The organism is Acinetobacter bereziniae LMG 1003 = CIP 70.12 (assembly GCF_000368925.1).
GTDB classification, from domain to species: Bacteria; Pseudomonadota; Gammaproteobacteria; order Pseudomonadales; family Moraxellaceae; genus Acinetobacter; species Acinetobacter bereziniae.
The window spans coordinates 502,227-520,355 of sequence record NZ_KB849756.1 but is presented as its reverse complement, the minus strand read 5'-3'; the positions used below and the strand labels follow the sequence as shown (position 1 = coordinate 520,355).

Below are 18,129 nucleotides of genomic sequence, written 5' to 3'. Positions count from 1 at the left end.
GTTGCTTGTTGAAAATATATGGTCTTTATGACAATATAAAATAAATGAGTAGTTCTGAGAATAACATGAACAAGCAAGATCGAATTAAAGGTGCAATTTATGGGCTATTGATTGGAGATGCAGTCGGTGTGCCTTATGAGTTTAATCTGCCTGAACAGTTACCTGAATATAATCAAATTGATATGCTTCCACCTGCTTATTTTTCTAAGACTTATCCAGAAATTCCACTAGGGACATGGTCGGACGATGGTGCACAAGCGCTAAGTTTGCTCGATTCACTCCTGTATAAGCATAAAATGGATGCAGAAGATCTCATGAAGCGGTTGTGTAATTGGTATCAGTATGGATATATGGCAGTTGACTATCAAGTTTTCGATGTCGGTGTGCAAACTGCTGAATCGATAAGAAAGTATTTAATGGGTGTCCCTCTATCTCAGGTTGCTAAAAATGATGAACATGCCAATGGTAATGGTTCACTTATGCGTGTATTGCCTTTAGCGTTGTGGCATCAAGGTTCAGATCAACAGTTGATTGAGGATGCGTATACTCAGTCTCATATTACCCATGCACATCTAAGGTCAAAGGTATGTTGTGCTTTGTATTGCTTATGGGCTAGATCAATTCTGAACGGATTGGATATTGAGCCTGCGTGGTCGGATGCAGTTGCAAGACTACGCCAATGTTTACAAGATCGACCAGAAGATTTGCAACAGCTTGAGTTATATATTCGTCCTGATGAATTCGTTCAGGGGACGGGGAGTGGTTATGTGGTTGATTGTTTAAATTCAGCAAGATATGCCCTCCAAAAAAAGTCATATCAAGATGTGATTAAAAGCTCGATTGCATTAGGCAGAGACACCGATACAACTGCATGTGTGGCTGGTGGTATAGCTGGACTGTATTTTGGTTATCATGCCATTCCTCAGCTATGGTTGGATCAATTAAGAGGCAAAGCGTTGGTGGAACCTTTATTGGAAAAACTCAGTATTTACATCGCATCTTCAAAATGAATATTTATATCAATTGAAAAGTCATTTGAATGATGAAGCTTTGATTTTATCAGTAGATTCATCAAGTAAGCATATCTTGATAAAGATTTTAATTGCGCATCTTATTGGTTTTTGTTTGCGATAAATTCTAAATAATTAGATTGAATCTAAGGTTATACAAATAACGCTTAAACAGAATTGGTGAAAAACAAAGCAGTTTTAATTATTTTTCAGTTTGAAAAATCGTGGTTATAGTCAATCTACATTCAAACGAGAGGTGGTTACTATGACGATGAAATCAATCCGTTACAACAATGCTGAACTTGCGTGCTGTCTGATGTGATGTTCAACTTACTCCAATGAAAACTCATGTCTTGTGGACATGTAAAAATGTGACATGAGTTTTAATCAGCGCAAAAATAATAAAATTTAAAAAAAACAAAAACAATAAGATATCAGAGCCGAGAGGCTCTTTTTTATTGGGGCTTGTATGTAGAACTTGTATCTATGCTAGTTAATATTGATTATTCAATTTCATGAACTGCATTAAAAACTTCTACAGGTTCGATTCGAACAATCTTTTTACCGAAGCTTCTCAGCCACCATACCAATTGTGAGGTAAAGGGAACTACTGCACTCACTTGATACAGTTGTTCATTTAATTGTTCAACTTTTTGCTCTTTGCTAAGCTGACTTTCTGTAAAGTACTGCGCATCATCTTCGTGCATCACCAGTTTTAATTCAACATTCTTGGTCGGTTGAGAAAAATCAACTCTAAAACCAAGTGCACCTGAATCAATATACTCATCAATATCAAATTTAACAGGATGTAATGCTCGCAAGTCTAAGACTGTTGCTGATTTAAAACGATGTAAAGCAAAAGTTTGGACTTCGGTTTTATCATGTCTGGTACAAATCAAATAAATGATCGCACCTTTTTGTACCAAGCCTAAAGGATTGAGAATATAAGTTTTTTCCTCACCTTGATGACCACGTGAACGGTAAATACATTCAATTTGCTTGTCTTGGAGTAATCCTTCATAGATTGCCTGTTGCGCCTGTCTCTCAACCAAAGGAGGGATTACAGGCTGACTAGCAGGAACAATACGAACTCGATTAATCCATTGTCGAACATTATTTTGAGTTGACAAACTGCGACGAGCTAGATCAAACCAAGGATTCATTTCATCAATCAAACTTGGTGGTAACAGGTGCTTTAAATGTTCCTCAACCATCATAAATGTGACTGCCTGAGAGCTGGTCATATGAGGCAAGCTTTGAATTGGTGCATCTGAGCGCCAACGCCAACCTTGAGGCACAGTCTTATTGCTTTCGATGGGAAAGCGTTGCGCAATTTGATTGAGATCACGTTGAATAGTACGCAAACTGATCTCAATTCCTTCACGTTCTAAGACTTCTTGTAACTCACGTGTGCCCATCCATTTACCCGTAGAAAGTCGGGACAAAATTTGCCATTGGCGATAGAGGCTGTTGGAGGTTTCTTTTTCTTGTGCAGACATGTCAAATATCGTTGAAATCGTGAAGGTTTAAGGGAAATAAATCTGCTACACAATAGAAAAATAAAAAACTTTCTGCAAGTTCTATCCTTAAATTAGTTTGTTAGACCTTGAAAACACACACTAAAAAATTTTGAAACAAGTTCGATCAAAACTCACATTGAGCTAAACAATAAACAATGAATTAATAAAAGCTGGTTAAAAGATTTCAAACCTGATGCTGAAAACATTTTAAGACTCAATGATTGTTGGCATTGATATTGCTTGATTCATCCTGCCACCAGAGAACATAAGAAGAGGTTTGTATGCTAAAAGAAACGATGGATACAAATTCAAGTAATGAAAATTATGCAGAACGTTTTGCTGTGTCAATGATTGAAGAGCAGACTCAGTCGAATACAGGTGAATTAAAAGAGATAAAAAATATTCAGGTAGCTGTTCATTTAAATATTGAGATGCAGCAACCAGCAGTGCATTTACTTAAACAACTCGATTCTATTTTCTTTAATGAAATGACTGATGATCATGTTCTTTCACCTGAAACTGCGGAAAAAGTTGAGCATTGGTTATCTCAACATAGTATTTATGAGCTTGAAAAACTAAATGAAACAGCTAAAGCGCATTTTTTATATCAAGGAATTACCTTTGCTGTATATGGAGAAAAATCTGGGATTGATCGCACCATTCCTTTTGATTTGATTCCCCGAGTGATTGCCAAACAACAATGGAACAAAATCGAGGCAGGATGTACACAACGTATCAAAGCTTTAAATCTATTTCTTGCTGATATTTATCATGAGCAAAATATTTTAAGAGAAGGTTTTATTCCTGAATTACCAGTGCTTTCACATGAAGCGTATCAACCGATCATGATGAATCACAGTTTAAATGGAAATATTTATAGTCAAATCAGTGGTATCGACATTGTCCGTGATCGACACGGGGAGTTCTTTGTCTTAGAAGATAACTTACGTACTCCTTCTGGTGTGTCTTACATGATTGAAAGCCGTAAGATGAGTCAAAAATTGATGCCTGAATTATGCAATCAGCAAGTTGCAAGTATCGAGCAATATCCACAGCTTTTGCGTGAAATTCTCGTTGAAAATTCAAGAGTCACTACACCCACAATCGTGGTGCTGACGCCGGGTCGTTACAATAGTGCATATTATGAGCATTCATTTTTAGCAAGAGAGATGGGTGTACCCTTGGTGACATCTCGTGACCTTTTTGTTGAAAACGACAAGGTTTATGTGAAAACCATCCGAGGACGTCAACAGGTTGATGTAATTTATAGACGTTTAGATGATGGTTTTTTAGACCCTTTATGTTTTAGACCTGACAGTACTTTAGGTGTTGCAGGGCTGATGTCAGCTTATTTGAGTGGAAATGTGGTCATTGCAAATGCACCAGGTACAGGGGTTGCTGATGATAAGTCAATTTATCCTTATGTGGATCAAATGATTGCTTATTATCTGAATGAAAAGCCAATTTTATCAAATGTACCCACTTATCAATGTCGTGACGCTGATGCATTGGATTATGTGTTGGCAAATCTCGATCAATTGGTCGTAAAAGAAGCTCAAGGTTCTGGTGGTTATGGGATGCTGATAGGTCCTAAAGCAACTGAACAAGAAATTGATTTATTTAGAATTAAATTAATGGCTTCACCTTCAGCATATATTGCGCAACCGACATTAGATTTATCAGTAGCGCCAACTTTAACCTCACAAGGAATTGCTGAACGTCATATTGATTTACGACCATTCATTTTAACCTCACCTGAACGTATAGAAATCGTTCCTGGTGGTTTGACCCGAGTTGCAATGCAACAAGGTTCATTGGTGGTTAACTCATCACAAGGTGGTGGAATTAAGGATACATGGGTGATTGATGAATATTCAATTTAATCAGTCCTTAGCAATCCCAACCAAAGGAGAGAAAAGATGATTTTACTCAGTACAAATGCACAAAATATATTTTGGTTAGGGCGTTATTTGACTCGCATACAATATTTATGTAGCCAGTTCCCTTTTAAAACCAATGAATTGGCATTAGATTATGCAAATGCATTTTGTTTACCGGCATTCGATGCCAGCTCCTTGAATGAACTCATTTTGGACACTGAGCAGCCTGCATCATTTCACCAACAGTTTTTATGTGCCAAAAATAATATTCATGACTTGCGTGGGGTTATTTCTGCGAAATCATTTGCTGAGTTGAATCAGCTTTTACACCAAGCCGAAGAAAATGCCAGTTTTATCTGTGATGTCTGTGAGGAGTGTAATGATGTTCTTGAAGCAGAAGATGATGAGTTATTGTTCTTATTCTTTAGTCTTGGGCAAAAAATGGAACAGTTCGACCGTCAGTTACGGCTAAGCCAAGATAAATCGCTAACATTGACGCAATTAAATGCGGTGATTAGTAGTTTGAATCAGCATGGGATGTGTAGCTTGCCAGAAGTGTGGGAGGAGCTAAAAAAACAGCCTAATAGAATGAATTATTATCATTTTAGTGATCATATTGATTCTTTATTTGAATTGGATCGCTTATGAAACTCATGATTAATCATCAAACCCATTATCAATATTCTGACTGGGCAAAAAACAGCATTCAATATATAAAAATGACCCCGCAATCGAATTTACATCAACAAGTGACGGGGTGGCAAATTAGTATTCCTGGAGAAAAACAATATAAAAAAGATGCTTTCAATAATATTTGGTTGACCAGCTCGCAAACAGAACCTTATCAACAAATGTTGATTATGGCGCAAGGGATTGTTGAAATTAATACAGACAATCAACTTGGTTTACAGGATACACTTGCTCCCGCCGTATTTTTACAACCTACAACTGCAACGCTGTGTAATGATGAAATGATTGCATTTGCAGAATACTATTTACCGCAAAAAAGCTGGGCTAATTTTCAAAAATTAGCCGAAGCATTGCTACAGTACATGCCATATATCACCGCAAGCACAACGGTTACGCATACGGCTATAGCATCCTTTTCTGCACAACAAGGGGTTTGTCAGGACCATAGTCATGTATTGATTGCAATGGCAAAAGCTTTGGGTATTCCTGCACGCTATGTCTCAGGGTATTTGTATGTTAATAATCAGTCACATTTGGCAAGCCATGCTTGGACAGAAGTCTACTTGGAAGGGCAATGGCATATGATTGATGTCAGCAATCAGCTTTTTAGCCCACAATCACATGTCTATGTCGCTGTTGGTCGAGATTATTGGGATGTTGCTCCAGTTCGAGGTATACGTGAAAAAGGGGGTGCAGAATCAATGTATTCTATCGTTCAGGTACTTGCATGCTGATGCAGAATGATCAATAGTGTCTTGTATTGCAAAATGATTAATTTCTAATTTTAGTTGTATAGGTAGCTCCATGACGTATTGCTGTGCTTTAAGACTCAAACAAGGTTTAGTATTTATTAGTGATACTCGAACCAACGCTGGAGTCGATCACATTTCGGTATATCGAAAGCTCTATACTTTCGGGATCGAAGGCGAACGTTTTATCTGTATACAAACTTCGGGTAATCTGGCGACGACTCAAGCAGTGATTGGGCATTTGGAAAATCATTTAGCTCTAAAACAAGAACCCAATCTATATAGCGTCAACACCATGTTTGAAGTTGCTGGCTTAATTGGTCAGACTTTACGAAAAGTGATTGCTGATGTGACTGAAGATACTCAAGAGCAAAGTAATTATTACTGTAGTTTGTTGGTGGGTGGACAAATCAGCGGTGAAGAAATGCAGCTTTATAATATCTATCCACAAGGGAACTTTATTTCTGCGACCAGTGATACGCCGTATTTCCAGATTGGAGAAAGTAAGTATGGTAAGCCGATTTTAGATCGGGCATTGAGTTATGATATGCCTTTGGATGAAGCTTTACGCTGTAGTTTGATTTCATTTGACTCCACACTACGTTCGAATGTTTCAGTCGGTATGCCATTAGATGCCATGATCTATGATAAAGACAGCTTAAAAATTCCTAAAGGGAAGCGTATTGTTGAAGATGATCCATATTTTCAGCATATCAGTAAGCAATGGTCGGAAACCTTAAAAAAAGGATTACAGGATTTGCCAAAACCTACTGTGGACTATTTTGAGTAAACTTCTCAATAGATGGGAACGTGCATTAATTAAAATTTAATCTCCATCCATTATTTTAATAAGTACTCTAATTTTTTAAATGTAAAGAACATGGAATTAGTTCAACTTTGTTATGTATCAAGCATAAATTTAAAAGATTTGCGTTTAATGGCTGAATTTAGGAATGCGATGCATCGTGCAGCCACTTTTTTTATTGAACAGCATATACATGGTGTTTCATTTTATGCAAATGAACACTTCTTACATTGTTTTGAGGGTGAAGCGGAATCAATAGATTTAATTTATCAACATATTTTAAATCATCAAGATCAGAATTATCGTTTTTGTTTCCTTAACAATATTGAAGAGTTTCACTTTGAAGCTTGGCAAATGAAGTATGTCGATCGTAATGGAGTGGTCAGCATCTTCTGTAAAAAATGTGGCTTAAATCATTTTAAACCCATGAGTTTAACTGATCAACAAATCGACGAACTTATGCAAATAGTGTCTGTTAGAACAGTATCAAAATAGAATTAAATATCTAAATAATAAAAAGTTAAGGCTTGTACATTAAATGATAATTGTTTATAACAATATAAAGATAAAAATAGAAGAATTACATGACTTTTCAATTATGCTGTGCAAGTAAAACAACATCACCTCATCATCAATTACTGAATGATCTAAGAGAAATTCTTGGTGAAGCGAGAGACTTTAATGTACTGCATCAAGTTCGAGGCGTACTTTATTTTGCCGATGAGCATTTTTTTCAATGCCTTGAAGGCGAACAGTCGGTAATTTTACGTCTGTTGGAGAAATTATATAAAGATCCTAGACATCATCAGATAAAGCTATTTAGAGCTTTACAGGTAGAAAGAGGGCATTTTTCTCAGTGGTCGATGAAGTATGTCAGGCGAAACAGTAAAATTCAGCAGTTTTTTGAGCACAAAGGTTTTCTGCGTTTTCAGCCATTAAATTTAGATAAGCAAGATATACCTAATTTACTCAAATTACTTTATGAGATCGAACAATTTGAAGATATTGTGGATGATTTTGTTTAAAGCCATTTTTTAATGCTATTTAAAAAGTACTTTTGTGGGCTGTGCTTTGAGTATGAGTTTTTTAAGATGATAAAATTAAACATTCAATCCTGGCTGTTGTTTTAACAGTTAAACAGACAATCGCCGATATCGAGTGAATCTTATCTGACTTTTTTGCCTATACTTCCGAGAGTATTTTTTCTAAAAATGATAGAGATATTAAGTGTATCTCTATCATATACATGGCTTTTATTCTGAACGATGGGTACAATTTGGCATAAAAAGATTTAAATCTTTTTACGTTTTGGACGACCTGTCATACGACATAATAATTCATAGCCAATCGTACCATTTGCTGTCGCAACTTCATCAACTAAACGGTTTTTACCCCAGAGTTCTACGAATGTCCCGATTGGTGCATTCAATCCAGTGACATCAATGGCAATCATATCCATTGCAACACGACCAATAACACGGGTTGCTTGCCCGTGAATAGAAACATAATTCTGCGTGAGGTATGCACGAGGATAACCATCTCCATAACCAATAGAAACGATTGCGATATCCATCTCTTGCTCTGAAACGAAAGTTGAACCGTAACCGACAGATTCACCTGCTTGAATATGATTTAAAGCAATAATTTCAGCGGTAAATGTCATTACAGGACGAATATCGAGATCATGTGCAGATTGGTCTGCAAATGGTGAAGCACCATAGAGCATGATTCCTGGTCGCACAAAATCAAAATTTAGTTCAGGCCATTTAAAAATAGCGGCTGAGTTACAGCACGACGCCAAAATAGGTGAACATGCTTCTTTAACTTGCAAAAATTGTTGCTTTTGCAATTCATTTAAGGGGTGATGATCGACATCAGCGTTTGCGAAGTGCATAGCAAGTACACAAGTAAAACCTTCAGCTTGTAATGAATGGATCACTTCAATAATTTCAGCTACTTTAAAGCCTAAGCGATTCATGCCACTGTTGAGTTTGACCCAAACTTTCAGTCCTTTTTGGATATATTGGTCTTTGTAGGCGCTTAACCAATCAAGCTGCTGTTGATGGTGAATCATTAGCTCAAAGTTACTGTCTAGAACAATTGGCATTTCATCTGCATTGAAAATACCTTCAATCAGGGTAATCGGTTGTTGATAACCTAATTCACGAATTTCCAAAGCTTCTTCAAGGCAGGCGACACCGAAAGCATCAGTTGAACTTAAGGCGGCTAAGCAATCCTTGACGCCATGACCATATGCATTGGCTTTTACCATACTGACAATTTTTGCGGTTGGGGCAAGTTGTTTGACACGGTTTAAATTATATTGCAGCGCTTCGCTGTCAATATAAACTGTTGCTTGGCGCACCCTCGTTACTCCTTGGGAATGGCAAATACAGCATAAAATTGATGAAATTATGCGGTTAGAAATGTAATGATGGTTCTATATTGTCTTAAAAAGATCATGATCAAGAACCAAGATTATTGTAGTCCGATCAAGGCTAAATGGACACGAACATTTGTGTTTTTAATGAGTTATTGATTTTGTATCGATAAAATTCTTGTATTTTTGCTTAAACATAATTTGTAAAAATATTGATCTTTATTTTTTTTACAAAATCGTACATTTTATATTCAATTTCATGATTAAGGTATACGTGTATGGGAACATGGTCTCATGAACCTTTTGGCAATGATACAGCCAGTGATTGGGCATATGAATTCGAAGAACATAACGGTTATGACGTGATTGAGGATGCATTTGATCAAATCATTGATATGACCACAGAAGAGTTTATTGACGCTGATTTGGGATGTATTGCGCATGCGGCAGCAGAGGTGTTGGCAAAATCTTTTACAGCGAGTATTGCTGACAACGAATATTACCCTGAACCTGTAGAAAAATGGCTAGAGCAGAATAGAAATAAGCAAAATTATGCATTGATTCCAAAAGCCCTACTTGCATTAAACTTGTTGACTTCTGAAAGCTCTGAATTGGATGAGCTATGGCAAGATTCAGATGATTATGAAGACTGGATCAGAAATATTGATGAATTGAAAGAGACTTTAAAATCTAAGATCTGAGTCCAAAGTCTCTTCATTATTTATTGGCGATAAAGCTTATTCTTCGTCTTCGTATTGAGCATAGTACTCAGGAGATAAATTACTGAATCGGGTGTATTGACCTTCAAAGGCTAGACGTACTGTACCAATAGGTCCATTACGTTGTTTACCAATGATAATTTCGGCAGTGCCAGCTTCTTTTGATTCTTTGTTATAAACTTCATCACGGTAAATAAACATAATTAAATCGGCATCCTGCTCAATCGCACCAGATTCACGTAAGTCTGACATAACAGGACGTTTATTTGGTCGATTCTCTAAAGAACGGTTAAGCTGAGACAGTGCAATAACAGGACACATCATTTCTTTTGCAAGCGCTTTTAAGCTTCGTGAAATTTCACCGATCTCACCCACACGGTTGTCACCCATACCAGGGACTTTCATTAATTGGAGATAATCGATCATGATACACCCCAATTTACCACCATGTTGTTTGGCAATACGCCGTGCGCGTGCACGTACCTCTGTTGGAGGAAGTGCAGAGGAGTCGTCGATATAAAGATGCTTTTCTTGAAGTTGTAAAATCGTGCCAGTCACTTTAGACCATTCATCACCATCCAGTTTTCCTGAACGTAAGTGTCCTTGATGAACTTTACCGTAGGCAGAGATTAAACGCATTGCAATAGAGTCTGCTGGCATTTCCATAGAGAAAACCAGTGCGGGTAGGTCACAGTTGAATAAAACGCTTTCGACTAAATTCATTGCGAAGGTCGTTTTACCCATGGACGGACGTGCCGCAACAATAATCATATCACCTGCTTGCATACCTGAGGTTTTATTGTCCAATTCCATAAAACCTGTAGTTAAGCCAGTGATATTGCCATCTAGCTGAGATAATTCATTTAATTTATCAAAAACGTCAGCAACCACGGAAGTAATTGCTTTAGGACCTTGTGCCTTCGCATTATTATTGTGTTGCTCTGCAATAGAGAAAATATTGGTTTCAGCAAGATCTAAAATCTCACTGACATCACGACCTTTGGTGTCATAGGCATTCTGCAAAATTTCATTGCCGACTTTAATCATATTTCTCAAAGTCGCAAACTCTTTGATTTTTCCAGCATAAGTTTCTAAATTATAGAAACTTGAAGGGGAGTCTGCCATCAATTGCATTAAATACTCTTCACCACCAATTGCATCGAGTAAATTTTGCTTTATCAGCCAGTCATTGACCAATACCGCATCATAAGGTGAGCTTTCTTGAGCAAGTTTTTCGATTGCACGAAAGATATATTTATGACGCGTTGCGTAAAAATCATTTTCACTTAAAGTATCGCTCACTTGTTCAAAAGATTCAGCGACAGTCATTAACGCAGCAAGTACAGCTTGTTCAATTGCCAAATTGTGGGGTGGCGTACGAAACTCTTTTAACTGTGCATTGTCTTTATTTTTTGCATCAGCATTGAAAGAGTTTTGTTGAGCAGTGGCGGTTGCCTGAGACATAGAAGACCTTGTTTTAAATCTTGCGAAAACATTATTTAAAATAATGTATGGAGACACTTCAGTACTTACTTATCTTAATGTAAAATTGAGAAAGTATCTAACAGTAATACCGATAAGTAGAGACTTAATGAAGTGAAAAAAAACAACTGTAAAGTTTGAAACTAAAAGCTTAGAGATAAAAAAAGAGCATACAAAAGTATGCTCTTTTTTTTGCTTGAAAATTACTCAGATACGATAGTAACGAGAACTTCAGCAACAACATCATGATGCAATTGGATTGCGATGTTGAATTCACCAGTGTGACGAAGCGCACCGTTCGGTAAACGAACTTCTGCACGGTCTACAACAAGACCAGCATTTGTTAACGCGTCAGCGATGTCACGAGTACCGATTGAACCAAATAGTTTACCTTCATCACCAGCTTTCGCAGTGATAACGATATTTACTTCGTTCAATTGATCAGCACGTGCTTGAGCAGCAGCTAAAACTTCAGCTTCAGCTTTCTCAAGTTCAGCACGACGAGCTTCAAAAGCAGCAGTGTTTGCTTCAGTCGCAGCAACTGCTTTACCTTGAGGGATCAAATAGTTACGACCGTAACCAGCTTTAACTGATACTTTATCGCCTAATTTACCAAGGTTTTTAATGCGTTGTAATAAGATAATATCCACGGCTCAACCTCACTTATGATTGTCAGTGTAAGGAATCAACGCTAAATAGCGAGCTTGTTTAATAGCAAGCGCCAATTGACGTTGGTAACGAGCTTTAGTACCTGTAATACGGCTAGGAACAATCTTGCCATTTTCAGTGATGTACTGTTTTAAAGTGTCGATATCTTTGTAGTCGATGTACGTAACGTTCTCAGCTGTAAAGCGGCAGAACTTGCGACGACGGTAAAAACGTGCCATTGATGTTCTCCTTATGCTTCAACAGAATCTTGAGCTTGTTGTGCTTCTTCACGTTGAGCTTTACGCGCACGTTTTTCTTCAGCACTCTTAGCAAGTAATGATTCTTCAGTGATTGCGTGTTCACGACGGATAATCACGTTACGAAGGATTGCATCGTTATAACGGAACAATTCTTCTAATTCATTAAGCGTAGTTTGGTTACATTCGATGTTCATCAAAATGTAGTGCGCTTTATGAATTTTGTTAATTGGGTAAGCCAATTGGCGACGGCCCCAATCTTCAAGACGGTGAATTTGACCTTCAGCATCTTTGATGTGAGAAATGTAGCGTTCTACCATTCCCACAACTTGATCGCTTTGGTCTGGGTGTACCAGAATTACGATTTCGTAGTGACGCATTGTCAGCTCCTTACGGTTTATACAGCCCCATTCAAAAGAATGAAGCAAGGAGTCACAATCTGTAATGCCTTTAAACAAGAGTTAAAAGCAATAGATTATGCCGCAAAAATTGCGAGCGCCTATTATAGGAAAGTTTATGAGCAAACACAATTTAATATTCAATTATTTATTGGAAAAGCCACTAAATTTTTACAGAGGGTGAATTGAATTTTGTATTGTCACTATTTAGATTAAAACTGAATAAAAAAGGATAGCAACAATGACAAACTACCGTATTGAGAAACTTGAAACCATTGAATCTTATATTGAAAATCCAACACAAGAGTTTTACTTTGAGGTATTTGATGGTCGTTATGACATTGTCATGGTGGTGGATTGGGGTGAGGAGGATGATGCAATCATCACATATTGTGAAAAAATTCTAGAAACTGGACAACTGTCTGCAAAATTTGAAGCTGCCAATAACAAACGAGGTTTTACCATTACGATTCAGTTGGGTGAAAAAACATTACTGATTCCTTATCAAGGTGAGGGTGCTGATCGTGATACAACTTTACGAGCACTCAATGAAATTTTACATCCAGAGTATGAAATCCGTTTCTGTAAAGCTTCTGATGGTTCAGACACATTAGAATTTATCCCACTGCCCCAAAAATTATGGCATCAATTAGATCTCAAATATGCTGAAAAAATGGATGATTTGTTTGCTCGGTTTGAGCATGATTCTGTATTTTTTGGAAGTTAATTTAACTTTTTAAATCAGCCATTAAACTGATCAAAGGATCGGTTAATTAGGGTGTTGCTTGAATATTGAACATGTTAAATAGTCGTTAGAATTGAAGTTGAATAAAATCCAATTAAAAACAAGTTCTTAGGATGGAATGTAGATGTTTTTATATATGCTTTTGGAAAAAATGTTCATTGTTGCTTTGAAATAAGTATGTCGCTTTTTAAATTATAGTCACTAATTTTTAGTAAGCTATGTGTTGGAACTGCATTGCTGTTTCTTTGTTTTTACATGTTGCCTTTTTAGGCTGAAAAGTAATATTGAATAATTAAATCACCAAGTCGAGTAAATACACAACAGTGTTAGCACACAAGCATTTTTTAGAAGATGGAGATTTGATCAAATTGTTATTTTTTTAAGTTACAATCAAATCATTGTATTTAAAATCGATATTGATAGAGTTTTTTATATTCAACAGGACTCATATCTAAATTCCTCATAAATAATTGCCTTAAAACCTGTTGATGATTCAAGCCACATTGCATTGCAACTTGTTTAACAGCCAACTGATTTTCTCTAAAAAATTTTAACCAATTCTAGACACATTGCTTTTGACCATTTTGCTGAAAATCGTCCAAATTCTATTGAAAAGATTGGTGATTGGTGATTGGTGATTGGTGATTGGTGATTGGTGATTGGTGATTGGTGATTGGTGATGTGCTGTAATTCCAAATTTATCGGCTAAGATTTGTCTATTCATCTTTTAACGAAAGAAAAGTAGCGCGAACTTTAGGCTGATCCTGAAATTGAGTAAAACCCAGCAAGACTGCGAAGCAATTTATTTTTTCAATAAGTCAAAGAGTTGGTGCGTCGAAATCAGGTTGGATAGTATTCAATTAAATATAATTGCAATGTCAAAAAAATTAAAAATTTTGCTCGATATAAATTTTTACAGGATGAATATTTTCAAACGTAAATAAGATTTCAATTATTTTGAGAATGCATTTATGGAAAATTAAAAGATCAAAAAAAAAGATAGAGTAAACTCTATCTTTTTTAAAACAGTGGCAAATGTGGTGCAGGGGAGACGTAACTAAAACTAAAGCTAAAACTGAGCGCTGTAATTAGAATTACTGAATACAAAAAATATTTTCTTGCCCAAACCTGATCATTCTCTGCTTTAAAGCCAATAATAGACAAATAGAGCCAATAGGCACACAAAGCATTAAAGGTGATTAAAAAGAAAATGTTGGTATAGCCAAAACAATATAACCCATTTAAAACCGCAGCAAAAAGTACAACATAAATTAAACTTTCAACTTTGGTTCGAAAAATCGAACGTGCTACAGGCAAAATAGGAATATCTGCATTTTTATAGTCATCGAAACGATAGATTGCAATTCCCCAAGAATGTGGCATTTGCCAAAGTGCATATGCTAAAAAAATCAGCAAAGCGGCAATATCAAATTCATTGGAAACAGCAGTATAACCAATCACAGGAGGGCTTGCGCCAGAAATACTTCCAATCACAGTTTGATGAATGGTGGTACGTTTACTCCAAAGACTATAAAAAATCACATACACAACAAAGCCGAGTACAGCGAAGCCAAATGCGTAGGCGTTGACAAAAAACCACAACAAAGCAAAGCCAATTAAACCCAGTACAGCAGAAAATATTAAAGCAACTGTTGGACTGATGGTCTTTTTGACAAGCGCACGATTCATTGTGCGTTGCATTTTTTGGTCAATGTCTTGGTCAATGACGTTATTCACAACACAGCCAGAAGCAACAACAAGTGTTGTACCGATGAGTGTGATGAGAAGTAAAAGGAAATCTACTGAACCTTGAGCGGCTAAGAAAAAGCCGCCCAAAGTGGTAACGAAGTTACCAAAGAGAATTCCTGGCTTAGTCAGGAATAGATATTTTTTCAACATGACACCCTAGAGCATCATGTTTGAATGTAAGTAGTTCATGATCCATACAGAACCAATTAAGAGAACGGCAATCGTCAGAATCGTATAGATGAATGCAATGACGTTCCAGCGTTGTTCAGAAGATGAATTCATGTGCAAGAAGAAAATCAACTGTACAAGAACCTGAGCAACAGCAGTGATCGCAATTGTTGCAACAACAGCACCACCAGTCATGCCTTTCATCACCATCCCAAATGGGATGATGGTCAAAACGACAGAAAGGATGAAGCCGATAGAGTATTGTTTGATGTTTCCGTGCGACGCACCAGCAGCATTATGATCATGACTCATTATAAAGCTCCCAGTAAATAAACTACGCTGAATACACAGATCCAAACGATGTCAAGGAAGTGCCAGAACAAGCTTAGGCAAGCAAGACGACGCGTGTTTGGTAATGTCAAACCATATTTCTTGATTTGAACCATTAACACGATCATCCAGACTAAACCAGAAGTTACGTGGATACCATGCGTACCAACTAGAGTAAAGAACGCAGATAAAAACGCACTGTGGCTAGGACCATGACCCTCAAGAACTAAATGATGAAATTCATAAAGTTCCATGCCGATGAATGTTGCACCAAAGAGCCAAGTGATAATTAACCACATTAGCACTTGGTTGACATTTTTCTTGTATGAAGCAAGAACCGCGAAACCAAAAGTCACAGAAGAAATCAAGAGAGCGAAAGTTTCTACAAGTACGAAACCTAAAGACTCACCAAATAACTCTTTTGGACTTGGAGTACCAGGCGGAATATGACTGCTTAATACAGCGAACGCGATGAAGAGTGTACCGAATAAAATCAAGTCACTCATCAAGTATGTCCAGAAACCAAAGACTGTGATGTCAGTATCATCGTGATGATGATGCTCATCGTGTCCATGGTTGTCGTGATGAAGTACTTCAGCCATATCCTTAGTCCTTCTTCAAGTGTTTTTCAAGTAAAGCATAACGCTCATTTTCGATACGTTCTACTTCAGCAGCAGGTACATAGTAATCCACTTTCTTCGTGAATGAACTTACGATGAAGCTAATAACAGCACCAAGGAAAGTTACAACGACTAACCACCAGATATGCCAGATTAAAGCAAAGCCCATTGATGTAATGAACAACGCAATAACAAAGCCTGCAGCACGGTCGGTTGGCATATGAATATCTTCATATTTCTCAGGACGCGCATATGCAACACCATTCTCTTTGTCATTCCAGAAAGTATCAATACCATTGATTTTTGGAATTTCAGCAAAGTTATAGAACGGAGCAGGGGAAGAAGTAGACCATTCAAGTACACGACCATCCCATGGATCGCCAGTGTGGTCCATGTTGTCATGACGTTGTAAGAAACCTACGATGACTTGCATTAAGAAACAAGCAATACCGATAGCGACAAGTACAGCACCGAATAAAGCAATAGCTAGGTACGGATCCCATTCAGGGTTGTCATATGTATTCAGACGACGAGTCATACCCATGAAACCAAGGATATAAAGTGGCATGAATGCAAAATAGAAACCAAAGAACCAGAACCAGAAAGATGCTTTACCCCAAGTCTCATTTAACTTCCAACCAAACATTTTTGGCCAGTAGAAAGTGATACCTGCGAACATACCGAATACAACACCACCAATAATTACGTTATGGAAGTGAGCAATCAAGAATAATGAGTTGTGTACTAAGAAGTCAGCTGGTGGAACAGCCATTAATACACCAGTTAAACCACCGATACCGAAAGTCACAAGGAAACCAAGTGTCCAGTACATTGGTGATGTAAATGTAATACGACCCTTATACATGGTGAATAACCAAGAGAAGATTTTCACACCAGTAGGAATCGCAATAATCATGGTCATGATACCGAAGAACGCGTTAACGTTGGCACCAGCACCCATGGTAAAGAAGTGGTGTAACCATACGACAAATGCCAGTACAGTAATTGCAATTGTTGCATACACCATAGATTTGTAACCGAATAACGTTTTACGAGAGAACGTTGAAACGATTTCTGAGTAAAGACCAAAAGCAGGCAATACCAAGATATAAACTTCTGGGTGACCCCAAGTCCAAATCAAGTTCACGTAAAGCATTGGGCTACCGCCAAGCTCGTTGGTGAAGAAGTGGAAATCGAAGTAACGGTCAAGTGTTAACATTGCAATAGTTGCTGTTAATACTGGGAACGATGCGATGATCAAAACGGCTGTACAAAGTGCAGTCCAAGTAAAGATCGGCATGTCCATAAGTTTCATACCAGGCGCACGCATTTTAATGATGGTAACAAAGAAGTTAACACCTGTCAGAAGCGTACCTAGACCCGAAACCTGAAGTGCCCAGATATAGTAGTCAACACCAACACCAGGAGAATATTGAATGCCTGAAAGTGGAGGGTAAGCCATCCAACCAGTCGCAGCAAATTCACCTAATACAAGTGAAACCATCATCAAACCAGCAGCACCAGCAAATAACCAGAAACTTACAGAGTTCAATAATGGGAATGCAACGTCACGTGCACCAATTTGAAGTGGTACAGTAATGTTCATCATACCTACAACAAGACCCATGGCTACGAAGAAGATCATAATTACACCGTGTGCGGTGAAGATCTGATCGTAGTGGTCTGGATGTAAATAACCTTCACCACCACCTTTTGCAAGGAACAGTTGAAGACGCATCATGATTGCATCAGCGAAGCCACGAAGTAGCATCACTACAGATACAAGGATATACATGATACCGATTTTTTTATGGTCTACTGATTTAAACCATACATTCCAGAGATATCCCCATTTTTTGAAATAGGTGATACCGCCTAAAACTGCAATTGCGCCAAGGGCCATAACGACCATTGTCACAAGTACAATAGGCTCTTTAGGGATCGCGTCCCAATTGAGTTTACCTAATAACAAAGACATG

General features: G+C 37.5%; 20 protein-coding genes. 9 read left to right on the top strand and 11 right to left on the bottom strand.

Annotated features, from left to right (window positions below):
- Positions 1–65: 65 nt before the first annotated feature.
- Entirely contained in the window at positions 66–1,010 is a 945-nt protein-coding gene (locus F938_RS12570) for an ADP-ribosylglycohydrolase family protein (RefSeq protein ID WP_005032212.1), read from the top strand.
- Between the two features lie 503 nt (positions 1,011–1,513).
- On the opposite strand, the gene F938_RS12565 is transcribed toward F938_RS12570, so the two are convergent.
- Positions 1,514–2,509, bottom strand: coding sequence for a helix-turn-helix transcriptional regulator (locus F938_RS12565; protein ID WP_004824446.1), 996 nt, complete (start codon positions 2,507–2,509; stop codon positions 1,514–1,516).
- Between the two features lie 302 nt (positions 2,510–2,811).
- Here F938_RS12565 and F938_RS12560 point away from each other — a divergent pair, with 302 nt between their 5' ends.
- The 6 genes from F938_RS12560 (at position 2,812) to F938_RS12535 (ending at position 7,679) form a co-directional block, all read left to right on the top strand.
- Positions 2,812–4,413 (top strand): circularly permuted type 2 ATP-grasp protein, encoded by a 1,602-nt coding sequence (locus F938_RS12560; protein ID WP_005032210.1) that lies wholly within the window; start codon positions 2,812–2,814, stop codon positions 4,411–4,413.
- Positions 4,414–4,449: 36 nt separating this feature from the next.
- The gene (locus F938_RS12555; RefSeq protein WP_005032208.1) at positions 4,450–5,058 is read left to right on the top strand and encodes an alpha-E domain-containing protein; all 609 of its coding nucleotides are present in this window, start codon (positions 4,450–4,452) and stop codon (positions 5,056–5,058) included.
- The gene (locus F938_RS12550; RefSeq protein WP_005032206.1) at positions 5,055–5,834 is read left to right on the top strand and encodes a transglutaminase family protein; all 780 of its coding nucleotides are present in this window, start codon (positions 5,055–5,057) and stop codon (positions 5,832–5,834) included. The genes F938_RS12555 and F938_RS12550 overlap by 4 nt, the downstream gene beginning before the upstream one ends.
- 70 nt (positions 5,835–5,904) lie before the next feature.
- Positions 5,905–6,639 (top strand): proteasome-type protease, encoded by a 735-nt coding sequence (locus tag F938_RS12545; RefSeq protein ID WP_004824440.1) that lies wholly within the window; start codon positions 5,905–5,907, stop codon positions 6,637–6,639.
- A gap of 90 nt (positions 6,640–6,729) precedes the next feature.
- A complete protein-coding gene (locus F938_RS12540; protein WP_005032204.1) occupies positions 6,730–7,149 on the top strand; it encodes a BLUF domain-containing protein in 420 nt (139 codons plus the stop codon).
- A gap of 89 nt (positions 7,150–7,238) precedes the next feature.
- Entirely contained in the window at positions 7,239–7,679 is a 441-nt protein-coding gene (locus tag F938_RS12535; RefSeq protein ID WP_004824435.1) for a BLUF domain-containing protein, read from the top strand.
- 266 nt (positions 7,680–7,945) lie between these two features.
- Here F938_RS12535 and alr read toward each other — a convergent pair whose 3' ends face one another.
- Entirely contained in the window at positions 7,946–9,019 is a 1,074-nt protein-coding gene (gene alr, locus F938_RS12530) for an alanine racemase (protein WP_004824433.1), read from the bottom strand.
- A gap of 293 nt (positions 9,020–9,312) precedes the next feature.
- On the opposite strand from alr, the gene F938_RS12525 reads away from it, so the two are divergent.
- Entirely contained in the window at positions 9,313–9,735 is a 423-nt protein-coding gene (locus F938_RS12525; RefSeq protein ID WP_004824431.1) for a DUF4259 domain-containing protein, read from the top strand.
- A 36-nt stretch (positions 9,736–9,771) separates the two neighbouring features.
- Here the strand turns inward: F938_RS12525 and dnaB are convergent, their stop codons facing one another.
- The 4 genes from dnaB to rpsF form a co-directional block, all read right to left on the bottom strand.
- Positions 9,772–11,217, bottom strand: a complete 1,446-nt coding sequence (gene dnaB / locus F938_RS12520; RefSeq protein ID WP_004824429.1) for a replicative DNA helicase — start codon at positions 11,215–11,217, stop codon at positions 9,772–9,774.
- A 221-nt stretch (positions 11,218–11,438) separates the two neighbouring features.
- Positions 11,439–11,885, bottom strand: coding sequence for a 50S ribosomal protein L9 (gene rplI / locus F938_RS12515; RefSeq protein WP_004824427.1), 447 nt, complete (start codon positions 11,883–11,885; stop codon positions 11,439–11,441).
- A gap of 9 nt (positions 11,886–11,894) precedes the next feature.
- The gene (rpsR, locus tag F938_RS12510; protein ID WP_004719336.1) at positions 11,895–12,122 is read right to left on the bottom strand and encodes a 30S ribosomal protein S18; all 228 of its coding nucleotides are present in this window, start codon (positions 12,120–12,122) and stop codon (positions 11,895–11,897) included.
- Positions 12,123–12,133: 11 nt separating this feature from the next.
- Positions 12,134–12,520 carry a 30S ribosomal protein S6 gene (rpsF, locus tag F938_RS12505; protein ID WP_004824425.1) on the bottom strand — a complete coding sequence of 129 codons (387 nt, stop codon included), beginning with the start codon at positions 12,518–12,520 and terminating at the stop codon, positions 12,134–12,136.
- Positions 12,521–12,779: 259 nt separating this feature from the next.
- On the opposite strand from rpsF, the gene F938_RS12500 reads away from it, so the two are divergent.
- Positions 12,780–13,265, top strand: a complete 486-nt coding sequence (locus F938_RS12500; protein WP_005032201.1) for a hypothetical protein — start codon at positions 12,780–12,782, stop codon at positions 13,263–13,265.
- Positions 13,266–13,687: 422 nt separating this feature from the next.
- Here the strand turns inward: F938_RS12500 and F938_RS24325 are convergent, their stop codons facing one another.
- The 5 genes from F938_RS24325 to cyoB form a co-directional block, all read right to left on the bottom strand.
- Entirely contained in the window at positions 13,688–13,792 is a 105-nt protein-coding gene (locus F938_RS24325; protein ID WP_260773480.1) for a hypothetical protein, read from the bottom strand.
- Between the two features lie 511 nt (positions 13,793–14,303).
- Entirely contained in the window at positions 14,304–15,182 is an 879-nt protein-coding gene (cyoE, locus tag F938_RS12495) for a heme o synthase (RefSeq protein ID WP_004824421.1), read from the bottom strand.
- 6 nt (positions 15,183–15,188) lie between these two features.
- Positions 15,189–15,515: a cytochrome o ubiquinol oxidase subunit IV gene (cyoD, locus tag F938_RS12490; RefSeq protein WP_026040388.1), complete on the bottom strand. Its 327-nt coding sequence runs from the start codon at positions 15,513–15,515 to the stop codon at positions 15,189–15,191.
- Positions 15,512–16,132 carry a cytochrome o ubiquinol oxidase subunit III gene (gene cyoC / locus F938_RS12485; protein ID WP_004824417.1) on the bottom strand — a complete coding sequence of 207 codons (621 nt, stop codon included), beginning with the start codon at positions 16,130–16,132 and terminating at the stop codon, positions 15,512–15,514. The genes cyoD and cyoC overlap by 4 nt, the downstream gene beginning before the upstream one ends.
- Positions 16,133–16,136: 4 nt before the next feature.
- Positions 16,137–18,128, bottom strand: coding sequence for a cytochrome o ubiquinol oxidase subunit I (cyoB, locus tag F938_RS12480; protein ID WP_004824415.1), 1,992 nt, complete (start codon positions 18,126–18,128; stop codon positions 16,137–16,139).
- Position 18,129 lies beyond the last annotated feature (1 nt).